The following is a 20,716-nucleotide window of genomic DNA, read 5'->3' on the forward strand; positions in this document are numbered from 1 at the left end:
CAGAACATGTCTGAGTCCGTCCAGATGCCGGCTCTCGGCGAGAGCGTCACCGAGGGCACCGTCACCCGCTGGCTCAAGCAGGTCGGCGAGGAGGTCGCCGTCGACGAGCCCCTGCTCGAGGTCTCCACCGACAAGGTCGACACCGAGATCCCCTCCCCGGTCGCCGGAGTGCTGCTGGAGATCGTCGTGCCGGAGGACGAGACCGCGGACGTCGGCGCGGTCCTCGCCCGGATCGGCAGCGCGGACGAGGCCGGTGCCGCGCCGCAGGAGGCGCAGGCCGAGCCCGAGCAGGCCGAGCCCGAGCAGGCCGAGCCCGAGCAGTCGGCCCCCGCCCCACAGGGAGAGCCCGAGCAGCCCGCTGCGGCCCCGCAGGCGTCACCGAGCGACCAGCCGTCCGGCGCGTCCTCCGGCGGCGAGGAGGTCCAGATGCCGGCTCTCGGCGAGAGCGTCACCGAGGGCACCGTCACCCGCTGGCTCAAGCAGGTCGGCGAGGAGGTCGCCGTCGACGAGCCCCTCCTCGAGGTCTCCACCGACAAGGTCGACACGGAGATCCCCTCCCCGGTCGCCGGGACCCTCAGCGAGATCCTCGTGGGCGAGGACGAGACCGCCGAGGTCGGCGCCGTCCTGGCACGGATCGGGGGAACCCCCGCCGCGCCCACCGAGCAGTCGGCCCCAGCAGCAGAGCCGGCGACCGAGCAGCCCACGCCTGCGCAGGAGGAGGCGCCTGCCCCAGCCCAGGAGGAGCAGGCCGCCCCGGCCCCGCAGGCCGCGGCCCCGTCCCGCCAGCAGGCACAGCCGGCACCCCCGGAGCCCGCGACGGCACCGGAGCCGACCCCGGCCGAGGAGACGGGCCAGCAGGCCGCCCCGGGCGCCTCGGCCCCGTCGGCGCCCACCAGCGGCGGCTATCTCACGCCCTTGGTGCGCAAGCTGGCGGCCGAGAAGGGCGTGGACCTGTCCACCGTGACCGGCACCGGGGTCGGTGGCCGGATCCGCAAGGAGGACGTCCTCGAGGCCGCCGAGGCCGCCGAGAAGGCCAAGGCCGCCGAGAGGGCCAAGGCGGAGGCTACGGCTACGCCGTCCGAGCCGGCGGCGTCCAAGACGGCGCAGGCCGTCGAGTCGATCTCACCGCTGCGGGGCACCACCGAGAAGGCGTCCCGGCTGCGCCAGATCATCGCCTCGCGCATGCACGAGTCGATGCAGTCGATGGCGCAGCTCACCACCGTGGTCGAGGTCGACGTCACGAAGGTCGCGCGGCTGCGCAGCCGCGCGAAGGAGGACTTCAAGGCTCGTGAGGGCACCAATCTCACGTTCCTGCCCTTCTTCGTCCTGGCGGCGACCGAGGCGCTCAAGGCCCACCCCAAGATCAACGGCGTGCTGGAGGGCAACCAGATCACGTACCACGGGGAGGAGAACGTCGGCATCGCCGTGGACACCGAGCGCGGCCTGGTCGTGCCCGTGATCCGGGGGGCGGGCGACCTCAACCTCGCCGGCATCGCACGCAAGATCGCCGACCTGGCTGCGCGCACCCGGGCGAACAAGGTCACGCCCGACGAGCTGAGCGGTGCCACGTTCACGGTCACCAACACCGGGTCTGGTGGAGCTCTGTTCGACACGCCCATCGTGCCTGTCGGGACCTCGGCGATCCTCGGCACGGGCGCGATCGTGCGCAAGCCGGTGGTGGCCACCGACGAGCTCGGCGCCGAGTATGTCGCCATCCGCTCGATCTGCTACCTCGCCCTGTCCTACGACCACCGGCTGGTCGACGGCGCCGACGCGGCTCGCTACCTGCAGGCCGTCAAGGCGCGCATCGAAGAGGGAGACTTCGGTTCGGAGGTCGGGCTCTGACCACCTCTCGGGGGCCCGCCGCGCGGGCCCCCGAGCCGACCACCGCCCACCGGCACGGGAGCACGCGGAGGTGAGCGCATGAGAGTCGTCCTCGCAGGGTCGCACGGGCTGCTCGGCACCGCCCTGACCCATGAGCTCGCCCAGCGGGGCATCTCGGCGCAGCGCCTGGTGCGCAGGCCAGCGCGGTCGCCGCGGGAGATCCCCTGGGACCCGGTGCTCGGTCGCCTGAACCCTGCGGATCTCGCCGGCGTCGACGCGGTCATCAACCTGGGCGGCGCGAGCCTGGCCCGCCTGCCGTGGACCGCGTCGTACCGCCGCACGATCGTGGCGTCCCGGGTGCGGCCCACCGCGCTGCTGGCCCGCACCCTGGCCACCATGCCCGATCCCCCACCCGTCTGGCTCCAGGCCTCAGCCGTGGGCTTCTACGGCAACCGAGGGGACGAGATCCTCACCGAGACCTCGGAACCCGGGTCGGGCTTCCTCGCGGACCTCGTACGCCGCTGGGAGGCCGCGACCGCACCGGCCGAGGAGGCTGGTGTCCGCGTGGTCCAGCTGCGCACCGGTTCGGTGGCACTGGCGGCCGCGGGGGGCAGCTCCTCGGGCCTCATCCTCCGGGCGATCCGGATGGGTGTGGGTGGCCCGCTGGGGCCGGGCACGAACTACTGGAGCTGGATCACCACCGCCGACCATGCGGCCGCCGTCGCCCACCTGCTCACCGCCGACGTCGCCGGCCCTGTGAACCTCACGGCTCCGCACCCTGCGACGCAGCGCGAGGTGATCGCGACCCTTGCGCGCGCGCTGCACCGTCCAGCCGTGATGCGGGTGCCCGCGACGCTGCTGCGGCTGGTGCTGCGCGACGTGGCCGACGAGCTCCTGCTCAGCTCCCAGCGCGCCGTGCCAGGCGCCTTGGAGGACTCCGGGTTCCGGTGGCAGCACCCGACCATCGCCGACGCCGCCCGATGGATCAGCGCGCAGGACTGACCTGCACGACCCGCCACGTCCCCGGGCGGAGCGCGAGGGTCACCCGCGCGGTTCGGATCGAGTCACCGGCGATGCGGGTCCGGGTGGTCACAGGGACGCAGACGAGGCCCGCGGGGCAGCCGTCCTCGACCCGGCGTCCCGCCTCGACCGCCAGCCACTCGACCTCCACGGGCTCGGGCCGTAGCCGGGCGTCCGCCAGCGCCGCGGGCGAGCCCGGTTCGGTCAGTGCCGCCAGTCCCGCGATGTCGCCCGCTGCGAGAGCGGTGATGCGCTGCTCGGTGAGCTGAACGGCATGCGCGCGAGCGTCGTCCCGCCCGCCACGGACGATCACGGCCCACGCCACGGCCACCGCCACGATCGCCACGGACGCCACCACCACGCGGTGCCACGGGAGGCGCGCCCGGGGCCCGCCGGTCCGCCCGCGCCGACCGTGCCCGCCGCGTCGGAGGCGCCCTCGCCGGGTTCCGCGCCCCCCGTTCGCGGTTCGTCGGCTCGGCCGCACGGGCTCACCCGGCTGCTGTCCGGCGAAACGCTGCAGAGCCAGCCTGGCGAGGACCGCCGAGTCGGGCAGGTCCACGGGCCGCGGCTCCGACGCCGTCCTCAGCGCAGCCTCGAGGGTCCGGGCTGTCGGGTCGGCCCCGCCCAGGGCGTCAGCCACCGGACCGGGACCCGGGCCGACGAGCCTTCGCCCGAGCTGGACGAGCGCCGCGACGTCAGCAGCCTGCTGCACCGCGACCGGCCCGGTGCCGCCGCCCACGTCCACCAGGACGGGCCCCGCCGCGGTCAGCACCACGTCGGCGGGAGTCAGGGCGCCGTGCGCCAGGCCCGCCGCGTGCAGCGCCGCGAGCGCGCCGGCGACGGGGACGAGTACACCGGTCGCCTCGGCGTCGTCGAGGGGGCCGCGAGCCGCCATGAGCACCGCGAGGTCCACCCCGGGCTCGGCCGCGACCAGCAGCAGGACACCCCCGCCGGGTCGGTCCAGCACCGGCCCGGCGGCCGCCACGTTCGGGTGGTCGACGGTCGCGAGCGCGTGCGCGCGACGCCGGGCGCCGTCCGCCTCGCCGGCCGTGGCCTCGAGGATCGCCCACCGCCGTCCGTCCGGGCCGAGCGCCGTCCAGCGGGCACGGTCCTCGCGTGCGTCGAGCGGCCCCGCGACGCGCAGCCCCGCGGATCGCAGCGCGGCGTCGAGGTCCTCGGGCACGACGGTCTGCATGCCGCCATCCCAGCAGCCGAAGGACCCCGCCGGGAGCCGTCCACAGGCTGGCTCCGCGGCCCTGTCAGCGGTCGGCGGGGATGCGCCCACGCCACGGCCACCAGACACGCCGGCCGAGATCGTGCACGAGCCCGGGCACCAGCAGGGTGCGGACCACCAGGGTGTCCAGGAGGACGCCGAACGCCACGAGGAACGCGATCTGGGCGAGGAAGAGCAGCGGGATGACCGCGAGCGTTCCGAACGTTGACGCGAGCACGAGGCCGGCGCTCGTGATGACCCCGCCCGTGACGGCCAACCCGCGCCGCACGCCGGACCGGGTGCCGTGCTCCAGGGACTCCTCGCGCACGCGCGTCATGAGGAAGATCGAGTAGTCGATGCCCAGGGCGACCAGGAAGACGAAGCCGTACAACGGCACCGTCGCGTCCGACCCGGGGAACCCGAAGGCGTGGTTGAACACCAGTGCGCTGATGCCCAGCGTGGCACCGAAGGACAGCAGGTTCGCCAGCACGATGAGCACGGGTGCCAGCACGGACCGCAGCAGGCCGATGAGCACCAGCAGGATCACCACGAGCACGGCCGGGACGATCACGCGCAGGTCCCTGGCGCTGGTCTGCTGGGTGTCCAGACGCTGCGCGGCGGCTCCTCCGACCAATGCGTCGGGCGCGGCGGCGTGCACGGCGCCGCGCAGCGCCGCGACGGTGTCCTGCGCCTGCTGGGTCTCCGCGGCCGCCTGCGTGGCGACCTCGACCAGGACCCTCCCGTCGACCACCATCGGCGGTGCGTTGGGGTCCGGCGGCCCACCCTGGCCGCCCTGCGTGACCGGCGTCGCCGACTGCACGCCGGGCACGGACCTCGCGGCGGAGACCACGGCGTCGAGCTCGCCCTCCGGGGCGACCACCGTGGCGGGCTGCACGTTGCCGGCCTCGAAGTGCCGGGCCAGGGCCTTCTCGCCGGCCACCGAGTCGACCTTGGTGAGGAAGACGTCGGACTCGCTGGTGCCCTGCGCTCGGAACGTCGGCACCCACGCCGAGGCCGCCACGAGGAAGACCGCGGTGACCACCCACACCCGGCGCGGGTGGCGCCCGATCACGCCTGCGACGCGACCCCACAGGCCGGTGCGGGCCTCGAGGTGCTCGAGCTCCTCGCCGCCCTCGACGTCGTGGGGGTCGCCGGAGTCGGCAGGCTTGGGCATCCGCGGCCAGAAGATCCACCGCGCGCGCCGGCCACCCACCAGGAGCAGCGCCGGCAGCAGGGTCAACGCCGCGACGAACGCTGCCGCGATCCCGATCGCCGCGACCGGGCCGAGCGACCGGTTGGACGCCAGGTCGGACAGCAGCAGGCACAGCAGGCCGGCGATGACGGTCCCTGCGCTCGCCGCGATCGGCTCGAGGGCGGCGCGCAGCGCCCGGTACATCGCCCGTGGTGGCTCCTGGATCCAGCGCAGCTCCTCCCGGTACCGCGCGACGATGAGCAGCGAGTAGTCGGTGGCCGCACCCACCACGAGGATGAACAAGATCCCCTGACTCTGGCCGTTGAGGACCAGGACGCCGTTCGCGGCGAGCTGGTAGACCGCGAGCGCGGCACCCGAGAGCGCGAAGAGCGAGGTGAACAGCACGGTGAACGGCAGGCTGGGCGAGCGGTACACCAGCACGAGGATCACGAACACCACCCCGAGCGCGACGAGCAGCAGCAGGCTGTCGATGCCACCGAACGCGTCGACGAGGTCGGCGATGGACCCGGCCGGCCCGGTGACGTGCACCGAGAGACCTTGGTCGCTGAGCGGGGTCACGGCATCACGCAGGGCTGCCACGGCGGCGTTGACCACCCGCTGGTCGCCGAGCTGCTCCGTGGCCTTGGTGGCGTCGAGGGCGACCGTGACGAGGGCCGCCTGGCCGTCGGAGGACGGGATCGCCTGAGCGGGTGCGACCAGGATGTCGCCGAGCGTGCGACCGTCCCCGAGCGGGAGCGAGCCGACCCGCCCGGCGAACTGCTGCACGGCTGAGAGCTGGTCGGGCGTCATCGCGCCGTTCGCCTCAGCGACGACGAGCGCCGGGAGCGTGTCGGTCTGGCGGAAGCCCGCGGCGAGGTCGGCGGCACGGGTCGACTCGGCACCGGTCGGCAGGAACGACGTCGCATCGTTCTGCTGCACCTCGGAGAGCTTGCCGATGGACATGCCACCGGCACCCCCGATCGCGAACCAGACCACGATGACCCCGAGGATCACCAGACCGCGCAGCACTCCCGCTCGCCTCGAATTGCTCAGCATGCTGAGTATCATGGAGGTCTAGCCTGGGACGCACAATCCGAACCGCGAGGAAGGTGGCCGTGCTCTCCCCTGCGCAGCGCACCTCCTCCGGTGCCGCCCGGCCGATGATGCCGGGGACCGGACGCCCGGTCGGCGAGAAGCCCGGCGCCCCACCACCCGAGCAGTGGCCCACCGGCCGGCTGTTCTCCGCGGTCGCACGCCGCATCGAACGGGACTGGAACTCGCACCTGGCGCACTGGGGGCTGAACCACGCCTCGCTCCCCGTGCTCTACCTGCTCGCGGGGGGGCCGCTCTCCCAGCGCGAGCTCGCCCTGTCCTCCAACGTCACCGAGCAGACCATGAGCCGGATCCTCGCGCGCCTGGAACGCCAGGAGTTCGTGGCTCGGCACCCGCACCCGAGCGACCGGAGGCGCCACCAGGTACACCTCACCGACGCCGGTCGCGCAACCCTCCTGGAGGCGGGCGACCCGGCCTACGCCGAGGACCTGACCCTGCGGGGGCTGGACGACGAGCAGGTCGGGCACCTGCGCGAGCTCCTGCTGGTCATGGTCGACCAGGGCCACGAGCACGAGCACGGGCCGTCGGACGACGGCCCGTGCTCCGACACCCCCGAGGAGTCCGATGCCTGAGCCCGAGCTCACCGTCCTCGAGCTCCCCGACCGACCCGTCGACTACCACGCGGCCTGGGACCAGCAGCGGTCCGTGCACGCGCGGGTCGCCGCTGGTGAGCTCCCGGACACCGTGCTGCTCGTCGAGCACACGAGCGTCTACACGGCCGGGAAGCGCACCGCACGGTCGGACCGCCCCATCGACGGCACCCCGGTGGTCGACGTCGACCGGGGCGGTCGGATCACCTGGCACGGACCGGGTCAGCTCGTCGCCTACCCCATCGTGAGACTGATCGAGCCCGTGGACGTCGTGGGCTACGTCCGGGCGCTCGAGCAGGCCGTGATGGACGTCTGCGGCGCTCTGGCCGTGCCCACGATCCGCGTGCCGGGTCGCTCGGGCGTGTGGTGCGCGGCCGATGGCGACCGGCCGGAGCGCAAGGTCGCCGCCATCGGCGTGCGGGTGGCGCGCGGGGTCACCATGCACGGGCTCGCCCTGAACTGCGACCCGGACCTGTCCGCGTTCGGACGCATCGTCCCGTGCGGGATCGAGGACGCGGGCGTCACGTCCTTGTCTGCCGAGCTCGGGCGTGGCGTCACGATCGCCGAGGTCCAACCGCTGCTGGTCGACGCGTTACGGCATGCCCTGGGGCCCGTCCGGGCCGCGGCGGGCCGGACGGCGGGCGAGCCGCGCGCGCTCACGTAGGGTGGAACCGTGACTGTCGCCCCGGAGGGCCGCCGCCTGCTGCGCGTCGAGGCCCGCAACGCCACCACCCCCATCGAGAAGAAGCCCGAGTGGATCAAGACCCGGGCGACGATGGGACCGGAGTACGCCGAGCTCAAGGGCCTCGTCCGCCGCGAGGGCCTGCACACCGTGTGCGAGGAGGCCGGGTGCCCCAACATCTTCGAGTGCTGGGAGGACCGCGAGGCCACGTTCCTCATCGGCGGTGACCAGTGCACCCGGCGCTGCGACTTCTGCCAGATCGACACCGGCAAGCCCGCTGCCTTCGACCGCGACGAGCCGCGGCGCGTGGCGGAGTCCGTCCAGGCGATGGGGCTGCGCTACTCGACCGTGACCGGCGTCGCGCGGGACGACCTCGCCGACGGCGGCGCGTGGCTGTACGCCGAGACCGTCCGCCAGATCCACGCGCTGAACCCGGGCACCGGCGTCGAGCTGCTCATCCCCGACTTCAACGCGGACCCCGCGAACCTGTCGGAGGTGTTCAGCTCCAGGCCCGAGGTGCTCGGCCACAACCTCGAGACGGTCCCGCGGATCTTCAAGCAGATCCGGCCCGGCTTCCGCTACGAGCGGTCCCTCTCGGTGCTCACCGCGGCCCGCGACGCCGGACTGGTCACCAAGTCCAACCTGATCCTCGGGATGGGCGAGACCGACGAGGAGGTCGTCGAGGCGCTCGGCGCGCTGCGCGCGGCGGGCTGCGACCTGGTGACGATCACCCAGTACCTGCGCCCGTCCGTGCGCCACCATCCGGTGGACCGCTGGGTGCGTCCGGAGACGTTCGTCGCGCTGGCCGACGAGGCCGAGCGCCTCGGGTTCGCGGGCGTGATGTCGGGGCCGCTGGTGCGCTCGTCCTACCGGGCGGGTCGGCTGTGGGCCCAGGCGATGCGCCGGGCCGGCCGCGAGATCCCACCCGCACTGGCCCACCTGGCCGCCGAGTCCACCACTCGGCAGGAAGCGGCCAGCCTGCTCGCCCAGCAGTCCTGAGGTCGGACCAAGGCACTCCGGCAGACCACTAGACTGGCTCGCCATGGCGCGATCCACCGACCAGCCCGAGAAGGTCAAGAAGACTCGCTGGTACCAGCAGATCTGGCAGGTGTACCAGGTCACCCGCAGGGTCGACCCCGCCGTCACCTGGTGGCTGCTCGCGGTGTTCGTCGGCACCATGGCGGTGGCACTGGCCATCGGGTTCATCGTGAACCAGGTCATCTACCTGCTCGTGGTCGGGTTCCCGTTCGCGCTGCTCGCCGCGATGCTCGTGCTGTCCAGGCGAGCCGAGGCGGGCATGTACCGCTCGATCGAGGGCCAGCCCGGCGCCGCCCTCGCGGCCCTGCGCTACATCCGCAAGGGGTGGGAGTTCCCCGAGGAGCCGGTCGCGATGGACCCCCGGACCCAGGACATGGTCTTCCGCGGCGTCGGTCGCGCGGGTGTGGTGCTCGTGGGTGAGGGGCCGCCCCGGGTCGGTCGGCTCCTCGAGGGCGAGCGCAAGAAGGTCGCACGCGTGCTGCCGAACGTCCCGATCCACGTCCTCCAGGCGGGCAACGCGGAGGGCCAGGTGCCGCTGCGCAAGCTGCCTCGCACCGTTCAACGCCTCAAGGCGACATTGACCAAGGCCGAGACCGCCGAGGTCACCAAGCGCCTCAGAGCGCTGGGCGGCATGCGGATGCCCATCCCCAAGGGCGTCGACCCCACTCGGGCCCGGCCGGACCGCAAGGGGCTGCGCGGCCGCTGACGCCAGCGACCCGCGCCGAGCCAGGCACCCTTCGCCGGCTGCGTGCGTCGATGAGCGACGGCGGCTGGTCTGCTGCCGGGCTCAGCGCCGGACGAGGACGGTCGAGGCCACCACGTCGTGCATGCCGCGGCCCGCTGCGTCCCAGATCACGGCAGGCACCACGAGGCACAGCAGGCCCGTGCGCACGGCACCGGCCAGCAGACCTGGTGGTCCCGGGACCGGCTCCAGCCGCTCGTCCCGGCGCACCACCCGCGCCACCCGCAGCCCGAGCAGGCGGTGGCCGACCGTGTAGCCGAACAGCGAGACGAACACAGCCGTGCTCGCGGCGAACACGGCGAGCGTCGCCCACGGCTGCGCGCCGAACAGCCCCACGCCCCCTGGGACCCGCCAGAACAGCGACGCGACCGCCATGCTGAGCAGCCAGTCGATCAGCAGCGCCAGAAGGCGCCGCCCGAGGCGGGCCTTGGCCCCCGGACCCACCTCGGGGAGTCCGAGTGCTGAACCGCGCCGAGGCTCACCGGCGCCGGGAGTACCCTCCAGCCAGGAGCCGAAGTCCCCACGTCGTGGCGCCATCGGGCCAGCCTACTGACCCGTGGCGGCTGGCTCTCACCGGCGGAAACCTGGCCGAAACACGGGCCACACGGCTGGGTAACGCTCGACCCCTAGCGTCGTCGCCGACGCGGTCCCCAACGTCTCGCCAAGGGAGAGAACCGGATGTTCAGTTCCGCCGACGAAGTCATGGCATTCATCAAGGAGGAGGGCGTCAAGTTCGTCGACGTCCGGTTCTGCGACCTGCCGGGCGTGATGCAGCACTTCAACGTCCCCGCCGAGTCGGTGGACGCGACGTTCTTCACCGAGGGCCAGATGTTCGACGGTTCGTCGATCCGCGGCTTCCAGGCGATCCACGAGTCCGACATGAAGCTTCTCCCGGACCTGTCGACGGCGTACGTCGACCCGTTCCGGACGGAGAAGACGCTCGCGATCAACATGTCGATCGTGGACCCGTACACGGACGAGCCCTACAGCCGCGACCCGCGACAGATCGCAGCGAAGGCCGAGGCGTACCTGAAGTCGACCGGGATCGCCGACACCGTGTTCATGGCTCCCGAGGCCGAGTTCTACATCTTCGACGACATCCGGTTCTTCACGAGCCAGTCCCAGAGCTTCTACTACATCGACTCCATCGAGGCTGCGTGGAACACGGGCCGCAAGGAGGAGGGCGGCAACCTCGGGCACAAGACGCCCTACAAGGGCGGCTACTTCCCGGTCCCGCCGGTGGACCACTTCGCCGACCTGCGCGACGAGATCGTCCTCGAGCTGAACAAGGTCGGCCTGGACGTCGAGCGTTCGCACCACGAGGTCGGCACGGCCGGTCAGGCGGAGATCAACTACCGCTTCGACACGCTGGCCAAGTCCGCCGACAAGATCATGCTGTTCAAGTACATCGTCAAGAACGTCGCCGACCGCAACGGCCGCACCGCGACGTTCATGCCGAAGCCCCTGTTCGGCGACAACGGCTCGGGGATGCACACCCACCAGTCGCTGTGGAAGGACGGCGAGCCGCTCTTCTACGACGAGAAGGGCTACGGCGGCCTGTCCGACATGGCGCGCTGGTACATCGGTGGCCTGCTCAAGCACGCCCCGGCGCTGCTGGCGTTCACCAACCCGACGGTGAACTCCTACCACCGCCTCGTCCCGGGCTTCGAGGCCCCGGTCAACCTGGTCTACTCGGCACGCAACCGTTCGGCGTGCATCCGGGTTCCCGTCACGGGGTCCAACCCGAAGGCCAAGCGGATCGAGTTCCGCGTGCCGGATCCCTCGAGCAACCCGTACCTGGCCTTCGCGGCCATGCTCATGGCGGGCCTCGACGGCATCAAGAACAAGATCGAGCCGCCAGAGCCGGTCGACAAGGACCTGTACGAGCTGCCGCCCGAGGAGCACGCCTCCATCTCCCAGGTCCCGGGATCGCTCAACGAGGTCCTCGACAACCTGGAGGCCGACCACGACTGGCTGACCGAGGGTGACGTGTTCACGCCTGACCTCATCGAGGCCTGGATCGACTACAAGCGCACCCACGAGATCGACCCGCTGCGGCTGCGTCCGCACCCGCACGAGTTCGAGCTGTACTACGACGTGTGACACCTGCTCACCGGCCCACCGGTGAGCAGCGGCGACCCGGTCACCCTTCGGTGGCCGGGTCGCCGCACGTCGTGGCGCGGTCCGGAACGGCAAGAACGGCCTGGCAAGCGGTGGCAACCGCTCGACACAGCAGCTGGGCCGACGCCAGTGTCGAGCTCGTGGCCGAGAGCCGGCCGCGCGGAGGAGGCGACGATGCTGCGACCCCAGGACACCCCGACCCGCGAGCGTCGATCGCTCGCCGGCTTGTGGGACTTCCGGCTGGACGCGGCCGGTGAGGGCCTGTCGAGCGGCTGGTACGAGGGTCCCCTCCCCGAGGCACAGGCGATGCCGGTGCCGGCGAGCTACAACGACGTCCTGGTCGGTACGCACAGCCGGGACCACGTGGGCGATGCCTGGTACCGGACGACGGCGTTCGTGCCCCGCGGCTGGGCCGGGCAGCGCGTCGTGCTGCGAGTGGACTCGGCCACGCACGCCGCAACCGTGTGGGTCGATGGCACGGAGGTGATGAGCCACTCCGGCGGCTACACGCCGTTCGAGGCCGACATCACCGACCTGGTCACCCCTGGCGAGCAGATCGCTGTGACGGTCGTGGTGAACAACGAGCTCTCGTTCCAGACGATCCCGCCGGGGTACGTCGAGGACACCCCGCAGGGGCGCCGTCAGCGGTACTTCCACGACTTCTACAACTTCGCGGGCCTGCACCGGCAGGTGTGGCTGTACGCCACCCCGCACACCCACGTCGACGACATCACCGTGGTGACGGATCTGGATGGCACGACGGGTGTCGTCCACTACCGGGTCACGGCCGCGGGCGACGACTCGCACGACGTGAGGGTGAGGCTCCGGGATGCCGAGGGCACCGAGGTGGCACGCACGACGGGCCCCGAGGGCGAGCTCCGCGTGGTCGACGCGCACCTGTGGGCCCCGGGCGACGGCTACCTGTACGACGCTGCGGTCGAGCTCGTCGCCCCCGACGGCGCGGTCATCGACGTCTACCACCAGAGCGTCGGCATCCGGACCGTCGAGGTACGCGGCACCGAGTTCCTCATCAACGGCAGCCCGTTCTACTTCCGCGGGTTCGGGCGCCACGAGGACACCCCGGTGCGCGGCAAGGGCCACGACGACGTGTTCCTCGTGCACGACATGGAGCTCATGTCGTGGATCGGCGCCAACTCCTTCCGGACCTCGCACTACCCGTACGCGGAGGAGGTCTACGAGTACGCCGACCGCCACGGCATCGTCATCATCGACGAGACCCCCGCCGTCGGGCTGAACATGGGGATCGCGGGGGGGATCTTCGGCGGACCGTCGTTCGAGACCTTCTCCCCCGAGACGCTGAACGCGACCACCCGCGAGGCGCACGCCCAGGTCATCCGGGAGCTCGTGGCACGGGACAAGAACCACCCGAGTGTGGTGATCTGGTCGATCGCGAACGAGCCCGAGTCCCACACCGAGGCCGCCCGGGAGTACTTCGAGCCGCTCTTCGCCCTGGCCCGCGAGCTGGATCCGACCCGGCCCGTCGGCTTCGTGAACGTGATGCTCTCCCCGCACGGAACCTGCCGCCTGTCGGACCTCGCCGACGTGCTCATGCTCAACCGGTACTACGGCTGGTACGTCCAGACCGGCGACCTGGCGAACGCCGAGACCGCCTGGCGCACCGAGCTCGAGGCCTGGGCGGGCGACGGCAAGCCGATCATCATCACCGAGTACGGGGCCGACACGATCGCGGGTCTGCACTCCCTGACGCCTGAGCCGTGGTCCGAGGAGTACCAGGTCGCCTACCTGGAGATGAACCACCGGGTCTTCGACTCCGTCGATGCGGTGGTCGGTGAGCACGTGTGGAACTTCGCCGACTTCCGCACCTCGAGCGGCGGCGTGTTCCGGGTCGACGGCAACAAGAAGGGCGTGTTCACCTACGACCGCCGGCCCAAGGCGGCAGCCCACGCGCTGCGCACCCGCTGGACCGCCGAGCGGGACTGAGGCCCGGTCGACGGCGGGTGGGAGCACACCGTGTGGACCCTGGCGGCGGTTGCCGACGAGATCGACCCTGACCCCTGGACCCAGCTCGCCGTGCTGCGCGACCTCGGCATCGGGCATCTCGACCTGCGCACGGCGTGGCGCCGCCGCGCGACCGACCTCACGCACGGCGACCTCGACCGGCTGGCCGAGGTCCTGGAGGCCCACGAGGCGCGGGTGGCGACCGTCCACGCCCAGACCACCCCGGTGGACCTTGAGGACGCCAGGACGGCGGTCGGCCAGGTGGAACGAGCCATCGCCGCCGCGCAGGGCCTCGGGGCCCGATGGATCCGGATCTTCCCGTTCGCGACCGGAGGCGGGCACGAGGCTGTTCGCGCAGACGTCGTGGCACGCACGTCGGAGCTGGCCAAGCTTGCGGAGCACGCCGGCATGACCTTGCTGGTGACGAACCACCCCGGAAGCTGGGGGGCGACCGCGAGCGCGATGGCCGAGCTCGAGGCCGACGTGGGCTCCGCCGCGTTGCGGGTGGCGCTCGATCCGGGCGGCTACCTGCGAGCCGGGGTGCGGCCCTTCCCGGACGCCTACGGCGACCTCCGCGCCCGCACCGCCTGCCTGCAGGTGACCGACTTCTCCCTGGAGCTCCGCGAGTCCGTCCCCGCGGGCACGGGCGACGCTCGGATCCGCGAGACCGTGGCTGCGCTGAGCGCCGACGGCTACGACGGCTTGGTCGTCATCGAGCCGCACCTGACCGCGCACGACCAGCTGGGCGGTCGGGTCGGCGCCGACAACGTGGTCCGCGCCGTGCAGGCGCTGACCGAGATCCTCGAGGACCAGGGCATCCCGTTCGTCTGAACGGTCGGCGGCGGTCCGCGGTGCCGAGCCCGGCGGGTCAGCGCTGGACGCGGGCGTTGCCCTGCCAGATGTTCCAGACCTGAGCCTCGTCCGCGGGTGCGGCGTGGTCGGTGAGGACGGTCGCGGCGAGCGCGCCGGTGGCCCAGCCGAACTCCAGGCAGCGACGGGCGTCCCAACCGCGGAGCAACCCGTAGAGCAGCCCGCCGACGAACCCGTCGCCGCCTCCGATCCGGTCGAGCACGCCGATCTCGCGAGGTGCTGCGACATGGACCTGTCCGCGGTCGGAGACCAGGGCACCCCACAGGTGGCGGTTGGCGCCGAGCACCTCGCGCAGCGTCGTCGCCACCAGGGTCGCCGAAGGGAAGCGGTCGTGGATCCTGCCGATCATCTCGGTGAAGCCCTCGAGCTCGGCCTCCAGGCCCTCTCCCCCGACCTGGGGCCCGGGGATCCCGAGCGCGAGCTGGAAGTCCTCCTCGTTGCCGACCAGGACGTCGGCATGCTCGGCGATCTCCGTGAAGGCCGCTCGGAGCTCGGCTTCGCGGCCGGCCCAGAAGGACGCCCGGTGGTTGAGGTCGAACGCCACGACGGTGCCGTGCGTGCGGGCGGCACGCGCCAGTGCCACGCAGAACGCCGAGGTGTCCGGGGACAGCGCTGCGACGAGGCCCGACAGGTGCAAGACCTGGACACCCTCACCGCGGAAGATCCTGTCGAGGTCGAAGGCGTCCGCGGCGAGGGTCCGGCCGACCTCACCGGCGCGGTCGTTGTGCACCCGGGGGGCCCGGGCGCCGTACCCGCTGTCGGCGATGTTGAACTGGTGGCGCAGACCCCAGGCGCCACCCTGTGGCACCTCAGGCCCCTCGACGACCATGTGTCGCGCAGCGAGGTCGGACTTGATGAAGGCCGCGATCGGGCTGCCGGCGACGAAGGTGGTCAGTACCTTCACCGGCAGGCCGAGATGGGAGACGACGCTTGCGACGTTCGTCTCGGCCGAGGTGGCCTGCATGACGAACCGGCTGCTCGCGTGGACCGGCTGGCCGTTCTCCGGTGTCAGGCGCACCCCCATGCTGGTCGGCACGACCAACGCCCACCTGGCAGCCTCGCGCAGCTGGATCACGCCGACGCCTCCAGCTCGGTGAGATGGGCCAGGACCGCTGCCACGACGTCGGGGTTCCCGGCGAGGTCGTGCCCGAGGTGGCCGAGCACGGCGTCCACGCCCTCCTGTGCGGAGCGGCCCTCGACCAGTGCGAGGACCTCGTCGGCGCGCGCGTCCTTGACCGGAGCGCCATGACCGCGCAGGTGGGCGACCCACGCCGCGACAGCACGCGTGGCGCCCGGGGGCACACGTCCGGCAGCGAGCTCGGCTCGCAGCGTGGGAAGGATCCGCACCGGGAGCTTCTGTGACCCGTCGGCAGCGATCTGTGCGAGGAGGTGCCGGATCGAACGGTTCTCGTAGCGGGCCACGAGCGCGTCGCGGTAGGCGTGCACGTGGTCGCTCGGCAGGACGAGATGGGTCATCGCCTCGCTCCACCACTCATCGACCCAGGCGCGGCACACCGGGTCGGCGATCGCCTGGTCGACGGTCTGGTGACCGCGGATCGTGGCGGCGTAGGCGAGCAGGGAGTGGGATCCGTTCAGCATCCACAGCTTGCGCTGCTCGTACGGTTCGACGTCGTCGACCACGAGCGCACCGGCCTGTTCCCAGGCCGGCCGGCCTGCGGGGAACTCGGACTGGATGACCCACTCGCTGAACGGCTCGGTGGGAACCGGCGCGACGTCGGTCCACCCGGTCTGTTCGCGCACCGCGTCGCGGTGCTCGTCCGTGGTGGCGGGCGTGATCCGGTCCACCATCGTGGTCCCGAACGCGACCGTGGACTCGACCCAGCCGGTCAGGTCGGGGTCGACGAGGTCGATCAGGTCGGTGAGCACGGTGCGCAGCGCCTGCCCGTTCCCCGGGAGGTTGTCGCACGGCAGCACGGTGAGCGGCCCCGCCCCGGAGTCCCGGCGCGCCCGCAGGCCGGCGACGATCCGGGCGGGCGAGGTGCGCAGCCCTGTGGTGGTTCCGACCCTCAGGTCCGCCACGTCGGCGGAGACGTCAGGGTTGTCCGTGTCGAGGTGACCGTCGGGGCGGCGCACGTAGCCCGCCTCGGTGATGGTCAGGGTGACCACGGCCAGCTCCGGGCTGCGCCAGTAGCCCAGCCATGCCTGGTGGTCCCCAGCCGGGTGCACGGCCGAGATGCTCGACACGACGTCGAACGCGTCGCCGTCGTCGGAACGGGTGATCAGGGTGTAGAGCCCCTCCTGCGGGCCCAACGCGTCGGCCATCGAGGCCGAGCGGCCCGTGAAGGCGGCGATCCCCCACCGGTCGGCGTCGGGGGCACGGTCGGTGTACCAGGCCTGGTGGGCGCGGAAGAAGTTGCCGAGTCCGACGTGCACCAGGCGGACGGGAGCGGCCGGGCGGCCGGCGCCTGCCGCCCGGCTCAGGCGGGTCGAGGTCGCGGCATGGGACGTGCTCACAGTCGGAAGGCCTTTCTGGGGTACGTGACGACCAGGTGGTACGCCTCGTCGAGCGCTTCGTCGAGGGTGAGGCGGTGGTCGGCGACCAGGCCGGCGAGGAACGCGGAGTCCATCCGGCGGGCGGTGTCGTGGCGCGCCGGGATGGACAGGTAGGCGCGGGTGTCGTCGATGAAGCCCGAGGTCTTGGAGAAGCCGGCCGTCTCCGTGACGGCGGCGCGGTAGCGGGCCATGGCGTCCGGGGCGTCGATGAACCACCACGGGGCACCGATGTGCACCGACGGGTAGAACCCGGCCAGCGGTGCGAGCTCGCGGGAGTACACGGTCTCGTCGATGGTGAACAGGACCACCTGGAAGGTCGGGTCGGTGCCGAAGGCGTCGAGCATCGGCTGGACCGCCCGGGTGTACTCGACCGAGATGGGGATGTCCGCGCCGACGTCGGCCCCGTACCGCTCGAAGGTCGGGGTGTGGTGGTTGCGGTGGACGGCCGGGTGCATGGTCATGACCAGACCGTCCTCGGAGGCCATGCGCGCCATCTGGAACATCAGGTCGCGGCGCAGCGTGTCGGCGTCGTCGGGGCTGATCCGGCCGGCCAGTGCGAGGCCGTAGAGCCGCTCGGCCTCCGTGGCGGGCAGGGGCTCGACGCGGGCGTCGCGGTGGGAGTGGTCGGTCGACGTGGCGCCGTTGGCCTTGAAGTAGGCGCGTCGGCGCTCCATGGCCTGGACCCATCCGGCGTAGTCGCCGGTGTCGACGTCGGCCGCCTCGCCCAGCGCCGCGGTGAGGTCGGGCCAGTCGGGACGGGCAGGCTCGAGGTAGCGGTCGGGGCGGAAGCTCGGTGCGACCCGGCCGTCCCAGGTCGGGTCCGCGGCGAGGGCGCGGTGGTGGCGCAGGTCGTCGACCGGGTCGTCGGTGGTGGCGAGGAACTCGATGCCGAATCGCCGGTAGAGCGCCCGCGGCCGGAAGTCCGGGGTGTCCAGCAGCTCGGCGATCGCCTCGTAGAGCGTGTCCGCGGTCTCGGCGGACGGGACGAGGTCGAGCCCGAAGACGTCTGCGAGCCCGGACTCGAACCAGAACTTCACCGGCGTACCGCGATACGCGGGCCAGTGCTCGCACAGCAGGCGGAAAGCCTTGCGGCGCTGGTCGACGCTGACGTCCTGCTGCCCCACTCCGAGGTCGGCCAGCGAGACACCGCGGGCGTGCAGCACGCGGGTGACGTAGTGGTCGGGGGTGATGAGCAGTGACGTGGGGTCCTCGAACGGCGTGTCCTGCGCCAGCCACTCGGCCGGGACGTGGCCGTGCGGGGAGATGATCGGCAGCCCGCGCACCTCGTCGTAGAGACGCCGCGCGATCGACCGGGTGGTCGGATCAGGTGGGAACAGCCGGTCCGGAGAGAGCGCCAAGCGAGCCATGGCCCCATGCTTCGCAGCCGATCAGGCGCCCGGCAATCGGTTGCCAACTGTTGCCCCCGCTGCTTGCCCCGCGCCCGTGGGCCGCGCATCGTTGAGCCCATGACCACTGCCGACGCGCGCCTGCGGACCGTCCCTCTGTCGTCGATCGGGGGGCCCGAACAGGTCCTGGAACCCACGGCCGTCGTCGAGTTCGTCGTCGAGTCCCTCGACCGTCTACCGCTCGAGGGCCGCAGCGTCTGCCTGGTCATCCCCGACGGCACCCGGTCAGCGCCCCTGCCGCTGCTGCTGTCCGCGGTGCACCGCGCGCTGGTCGGCCGGGTGTCCCGGCTCACCGCCGTCATCGCGCTGGGGACCCACCAGGCGATGAGCGAGGAGCACATCGCCAAGCACCTCGGCTATGTGGAGGGTGGCCTGGAGGCGACGTACCCCGGCATGACGGTGCTCAACCACGAGTGGTGGGACCCGGACACCCTCGTCTCGGTGGGCCGGATCTCCGCGGAGCGGGTCGCCGAGCTGTCCGAGGGGCGCCTTGCCGTGGACGCGGACGTGCGACTGAACCGCGCTGTCGTCGAGCACGACGTGGCCCTGGTGGTCGGCCCGGTGTTCCCGCACGAGGTCGTGGGGTTCTCGGGTGGCAACAAGTACTTCTTCCCCGGGATCGCCGGCCAGGAGATCATCGACCTCACGCACTGGGTGGGCGCGCTGATCACCAGCGCCGAGATCATCGGGACGCGCGGCATCACCCCGGTGCGCGCCCTGATCGACGAGGCGGCGAGCCTCATCCCGTCCCAGCGGTTGGCGCTGTGCGTCGTGGCCCAGTCGGGCTCGCACGCCCTGCACGCCGCGGCGCTGGGCACCCCCGAGGAGGCGTGGGCCGCAGCCGCAGCGGTGTCCGCCGAGACCCACGTGCGCTACCTCGACGCCCCGGTACGCCGCGTCGTGTCGATCATCCCGGAGAAGTACGAGGACATCTGGACGGCTGCCAAGGGCTTCTACAAGCTCGAGCCAGTGGTGGCCGACGGCGGCGAGGTGATCCTGTACGCCCCCCACGTGACCGAGATCTCGGTCACGCATCAGGAGATCTACGAGATCGGGTACCACTGCCGGGACTACTTCACCAAGCAGTGGGACCTCTTCAAGGACACCCACTGGGGCGTGCTGGCACACAGCACCCACCTGCGCGGCGCCGGCACCTACGACCCGGTGGACGGCGAGCGATGCCGGCTCACGGTGACCCTGGCCACGCGGATCCCCGAGGACAAGGTCCGGCGCGCGAACCTGGAGTACCTCGACCCCACGTCGGTGGACCTGGCCGCGTACGAGGCCGACCCGGACACGATGGTGGTCCCGAACGCTGGTGAGGTGCTGTTCCGGCTGCGCTGATCAGCGCCGGGCGCGTGCGGTCGACTCGCGTTGCACGAGCCGGGTCGGCAGCACGAACGCCGCCTCGGACCGGTGCAGGGCACCGTTGATGATGGCCTGCAGGTTCTTCACAGCAGTCACTCCCATGGTGCGCAGCGGCGCGGCCACGGTGGTCAGGCCCGGGGTGACGAGCTCGGCGGCCATGATGTTGTCGAACCCGATCACGCTCACGTCCCGCGGGACGTCGATGCCTGCCGCGGCCAGGCCCCGCATCAGACCGATCGCGACGAGGTCGTTGTAGGCGAGCACCGCCGTCGGGAGGTTGTCCAGGAGCTTCTCCACGACGCCGCGGCCGCCGACGACCGTCGGCGGGACGGGGCCGACTCGCCGGGTGTGCAGCTCGAGCTCGTGGCCGGCTTCGCGCAGGGCTCGCCACCGGGCGCCGTCGGCCCAGGACGCCTCGGGGCCGGCGACGTAGGTGATCTGCTGGTGCCCGAGCTCTCCGAGGTGCTCGACAGCCCGACGCACGCCCCGAGGGTTGTCGGTGACGACGCTGGGCAGCCCTGCGACGTCTCGGTTGAGGACGATCGTCGGCTTCTGCTTGGCGATCACGCGCAGGCTCGAGTCCGACATCCGCGAGCTCCCGATCACGATGCCCTCGACCGCCGGCAGCACACGCTCGAGCGAGAGCCGCTCGACCACGTCCGACTCGCGCGCGTCGGCGAGCAGGACCGTGTACTCGGCCTCGGAGGCCGCGAGCTGCGCACCACGGATGAGCTCGGAGTAGAACGGGTTGGTCACGTCCGAGATCATCAGGGCGATCATCTTCGTCCGGGACGTCGACAGCGCTTGCGCCATCGGGTTCGCGCGATAGCCGAGCTCGGCGGCGACCTGCCGGATCCGCGCCGCGGTGTCGGCGTTGACGCGACCAGGGCGGGCGAAGGCGCGGGAGACCGTGGACGGCGCGACTCCCGCCGCGCGCGCGACGTCGTAGATCGTCACGGGCCGCTTCGCGGCTTCGTCGCCGTCGTCTGCCACGCCGCTCAACCTAGGTGCGTCCGCGACGGAATGGCAACCGGTTGTCAGGC

Annotated in this window: 17 protein-coding genes; 10 read left to right on the forward strand and 7 right to left on the reverse strand. The window is 72.1% G+C overall.

Annotated elements, in window-relative coordinates; genetic code table 11:
• Positions 1-6 precede the first annotated feature (6 nt).
• Positions 7-1,845 (forward strand): 2-oxoglutarate dehydrogenase, E2 component, dihydrolipoamide succinyltransferase, encoded by a 1,839-nt coding sequence (gene sucB, locus Q6348_RS12340; protein ID WP_304601576.1) that lies wholly within the window; start codon positions 7-9, stop codon positions 1,843-1,845.
• 78 nt (positions 1,846-1,923) lie between these two features.
• Positions 1,924-2,826: a TIGR01777 family oxidoreductase gene (locus Q6348_RS12345; RefSeq protein ID WP_304601577.1), complete on the forward strand. Its 903-nt coding sequence runs from the start codon at positions 1,924-1,926 to the stop codon at positions 2,824-2,826.
• Here Q6348_RS12345 and Q6348_RS12350 read toward each other — a convergent pair.
• A complete protein-coding gene (locus tag Q6348_RS12350) occupies positions 2,810-4,039 on the reverse strand; it encodes a hypothetical protein (RefSeq protein WP_304601578.1) in 1,230 nt (409 codons plus the stop codon). The genes Q6348_RS12345 and Q6348_RS12350 overlap by 17 nt on opposite strands.
• Positions 4,040-4,103: 64 nt before the next feature.
• Positions 4,104-6,305, reverse strand: coding sequence for an MMPL family transporter (locus Q6348_RS12355; protein WP_304601579.1), 2,202 nt, complete (start codon positions 6,303-6,305; stop codon positions 4,104-4,106).
• Between the two features lie 59 nt (positions 6,306-6,364).
• Here Q6348_RS12355 and Q6348_RS12360 point away from each other — a divergent pair, with 59 nt between their 5' ends.
• The 4 genes from Q6348_RS12360 to Q6348_RS12375 are packed head-to-tail and all read left to right on the forward strand — an operon-like array spanning position 6,365 to position 9,378.
• Positions 6,365-6,934, forward strand: a complete 570-nt coding sequence (locus Q6348_RS12360; protein ID WP_304601580.1) for a MarR family winged helix-turn-helix transcriptional regulator — start codon at positions 6,365-6,367, stop codon at positions 6,932-6,934.
• A complete protein-coding gene (gene lipB / locus Q6348_RS12365; RefSeq protein WP_304601581.1) occupies positions 6,927-7,616 on the forward strand; it encodes a lipoyl(octanoyl) transferase LipB in 690 nt (229 codons plus the stop codon). Before Q6348_RS12360 ends, lipB begins: the two co-directional genes overlap by 8 nt.
• 9 nt (positions 7,617-7,625) lie before the next feature.
• Positions 7,626-8,633 carry a lipoyl synthase gene (gene lipA, locus Q6348_RS12370; RefSeq protein ID WP_304601582.1) on the forward strand — a complete coding sequence of 336 codons (1,008 nt, stop codon included), beginning with the start codon at positions 7,626-7,628 and terminating at the stop codon, positions 8,631-8,633.
• A 43-nt stretch (positions 8,634-8,676) separates the two neighbouring features.
• Complete coding sequence (locus tag Q6348_RS12375) at positions 8,677-9,378, forward strand: DUF4191 domain-containing protein (RefSeq protein WP_304601583.1); 702 nt, start codon at positions 8,677-8,679, stop codon at positions 9,376-9,378.
• A gap of 81 nt (positions 9,379-9,459) precedes the next feature.
• On the opposite strand, the gene Q6348_RS12380 is transcribed toward Q6348_RS12375, so the two are convergent.
• Entirely contained in the window at positions 9,460-9,951 is a 492-nt protein-coding gene (locus Q6348_RS12380) for an RDD family protein (protein WP_304601584.1), read from the reverse strand.
• A gap of 141 nt (positions 9,952-10,092) precedes the next feature.
• On the opposite strand from Q6348_RS12380, the gene glnA reads away from it, so the two are divergent.
• The 3 genes from glnA (at position 10,093) to Q6348_RS12395 (ending at position 14,346) form a co-directional block, all read left to right on the forward strand.
• Entirely contained in the window at positions 10,093-11,517 is a 1,425-nt protein-coding gene (gene glnA, locus Q6348_RS12385; RefSeq protein WP_304601585.1) for a type I glutamate--ammonia ligase, read from the forward strand.
• Positions 11,518-11,709: 192 nt separating this feature from the next.
• The gene (gene uidA, locus Q6348_RS12390) at positions 11,710-13,497 is read left to right on the forward strand and encodes a beta-glucuronidase (protein WP_304601586.1); all 1,788 of its coding nucleotides are present in this window, start codon (positions 11,710-11,712) and stop codon (positions 13,495-13,497) included.
• Between the two features lie 30 nt (positions 13,498-13,527).
• On the forward strand, positions 13,528-14,346 hold the full coding sequence (locus Q6348_RS12395) for a sugar phosphate isomerase/epimerase family protein (RefSeq protein ID WP_304601587.1): 819 nt from the start codon (positions 13,528-13,530) through the stop codon (positions 14,344-14,346).
• Positions 14,347-14,383: 37 nt separating this feature from the next.
• On the opposite strand, the gene Q6348_RS12400 is transcribed toward Q6348_RS12395, so the two are convergent.
• The 3 genes from Q6348_RS12400 to uxaC all read right to left on the reverse strand — a co-directional run bounded on the left by Q6348_RS12400 (position 14,384) and on the right by uxaC (position 18,266).
• Positions 14,384-15,460 (reverse strand): PfkB family carbohydrate kinase, encoded by a 1,077-nt coding sequence (locus Q6348_RS12400; protein WP_304601588.1) that lies wholly within the window; start codon positions 15,458-15,460, stop codon positions 14,384-14,386.
• On the reverse strand, positions 15,457-16,779 hold the full coding sequence (locus tag Q6348_RS12405) for a mannitol dehydrogenase family protein (protein ID WP_304601589.1): 1,323 nt from the start codon (positions 16,777-16,779) through the stop codon (positions 15,457-15,459). Before Q6348_RS12405 ends, Q6348_RS12400 begins: the two co-directional genes overlap by 4 nt.
• Positions 16,780-16,856: 77 nt before the next feature.
• Positions 16,857-18,266, reverse strand: coding sequence for a glucuronate isomerase (gene uxaC / locus Q6348_RS12410; RefSeq protein ID WP_304601590.1), 1,410 nt, complete (start codon positions 18,264-18,266; stop codon positions 16,857-16,859).
• A 99-nt stretch (positions 18,267-18,365) separates the two neighbouring features.
• On the opposite strand from uxaC, the gene Q6348_RS12415 reads away from it, so the two are divergent.
• Entirely contained in the window at positions 18,366-19,649 is a 1,284-nt protein-coding gene (locus Q6348_RS12415) for a lactate racemase domain-containing protein (RefSeq protein ID WP_304601591.1), read from the forward strand.
• Here Q6348_RS12415 and Q6348_RS12420 read toward each other — a convergent pair whose 3' ends face one another.
• Entirely contained in the window at positions 19,650-20,666 is a 1,017-nt protein-coding gene (locus tag Q6348_RS12420) for a LacI family DNA-binding transcriptional regulator (protein ID WP_304601592.1), read from the reverse strand.
• Positions 20,667-20,716: the final 50 nt, after the last annotated feature.

This window comes from Actinotalea lenta (assembly GCF_030586465.1).
Taxonomy (GTDB): domain Bacteria; phylum Actinomycetota; class Actinomycetes; order Actinomycetales; family Cellulomonadaceae; genus Actinotalea; species Actinotalea lenta.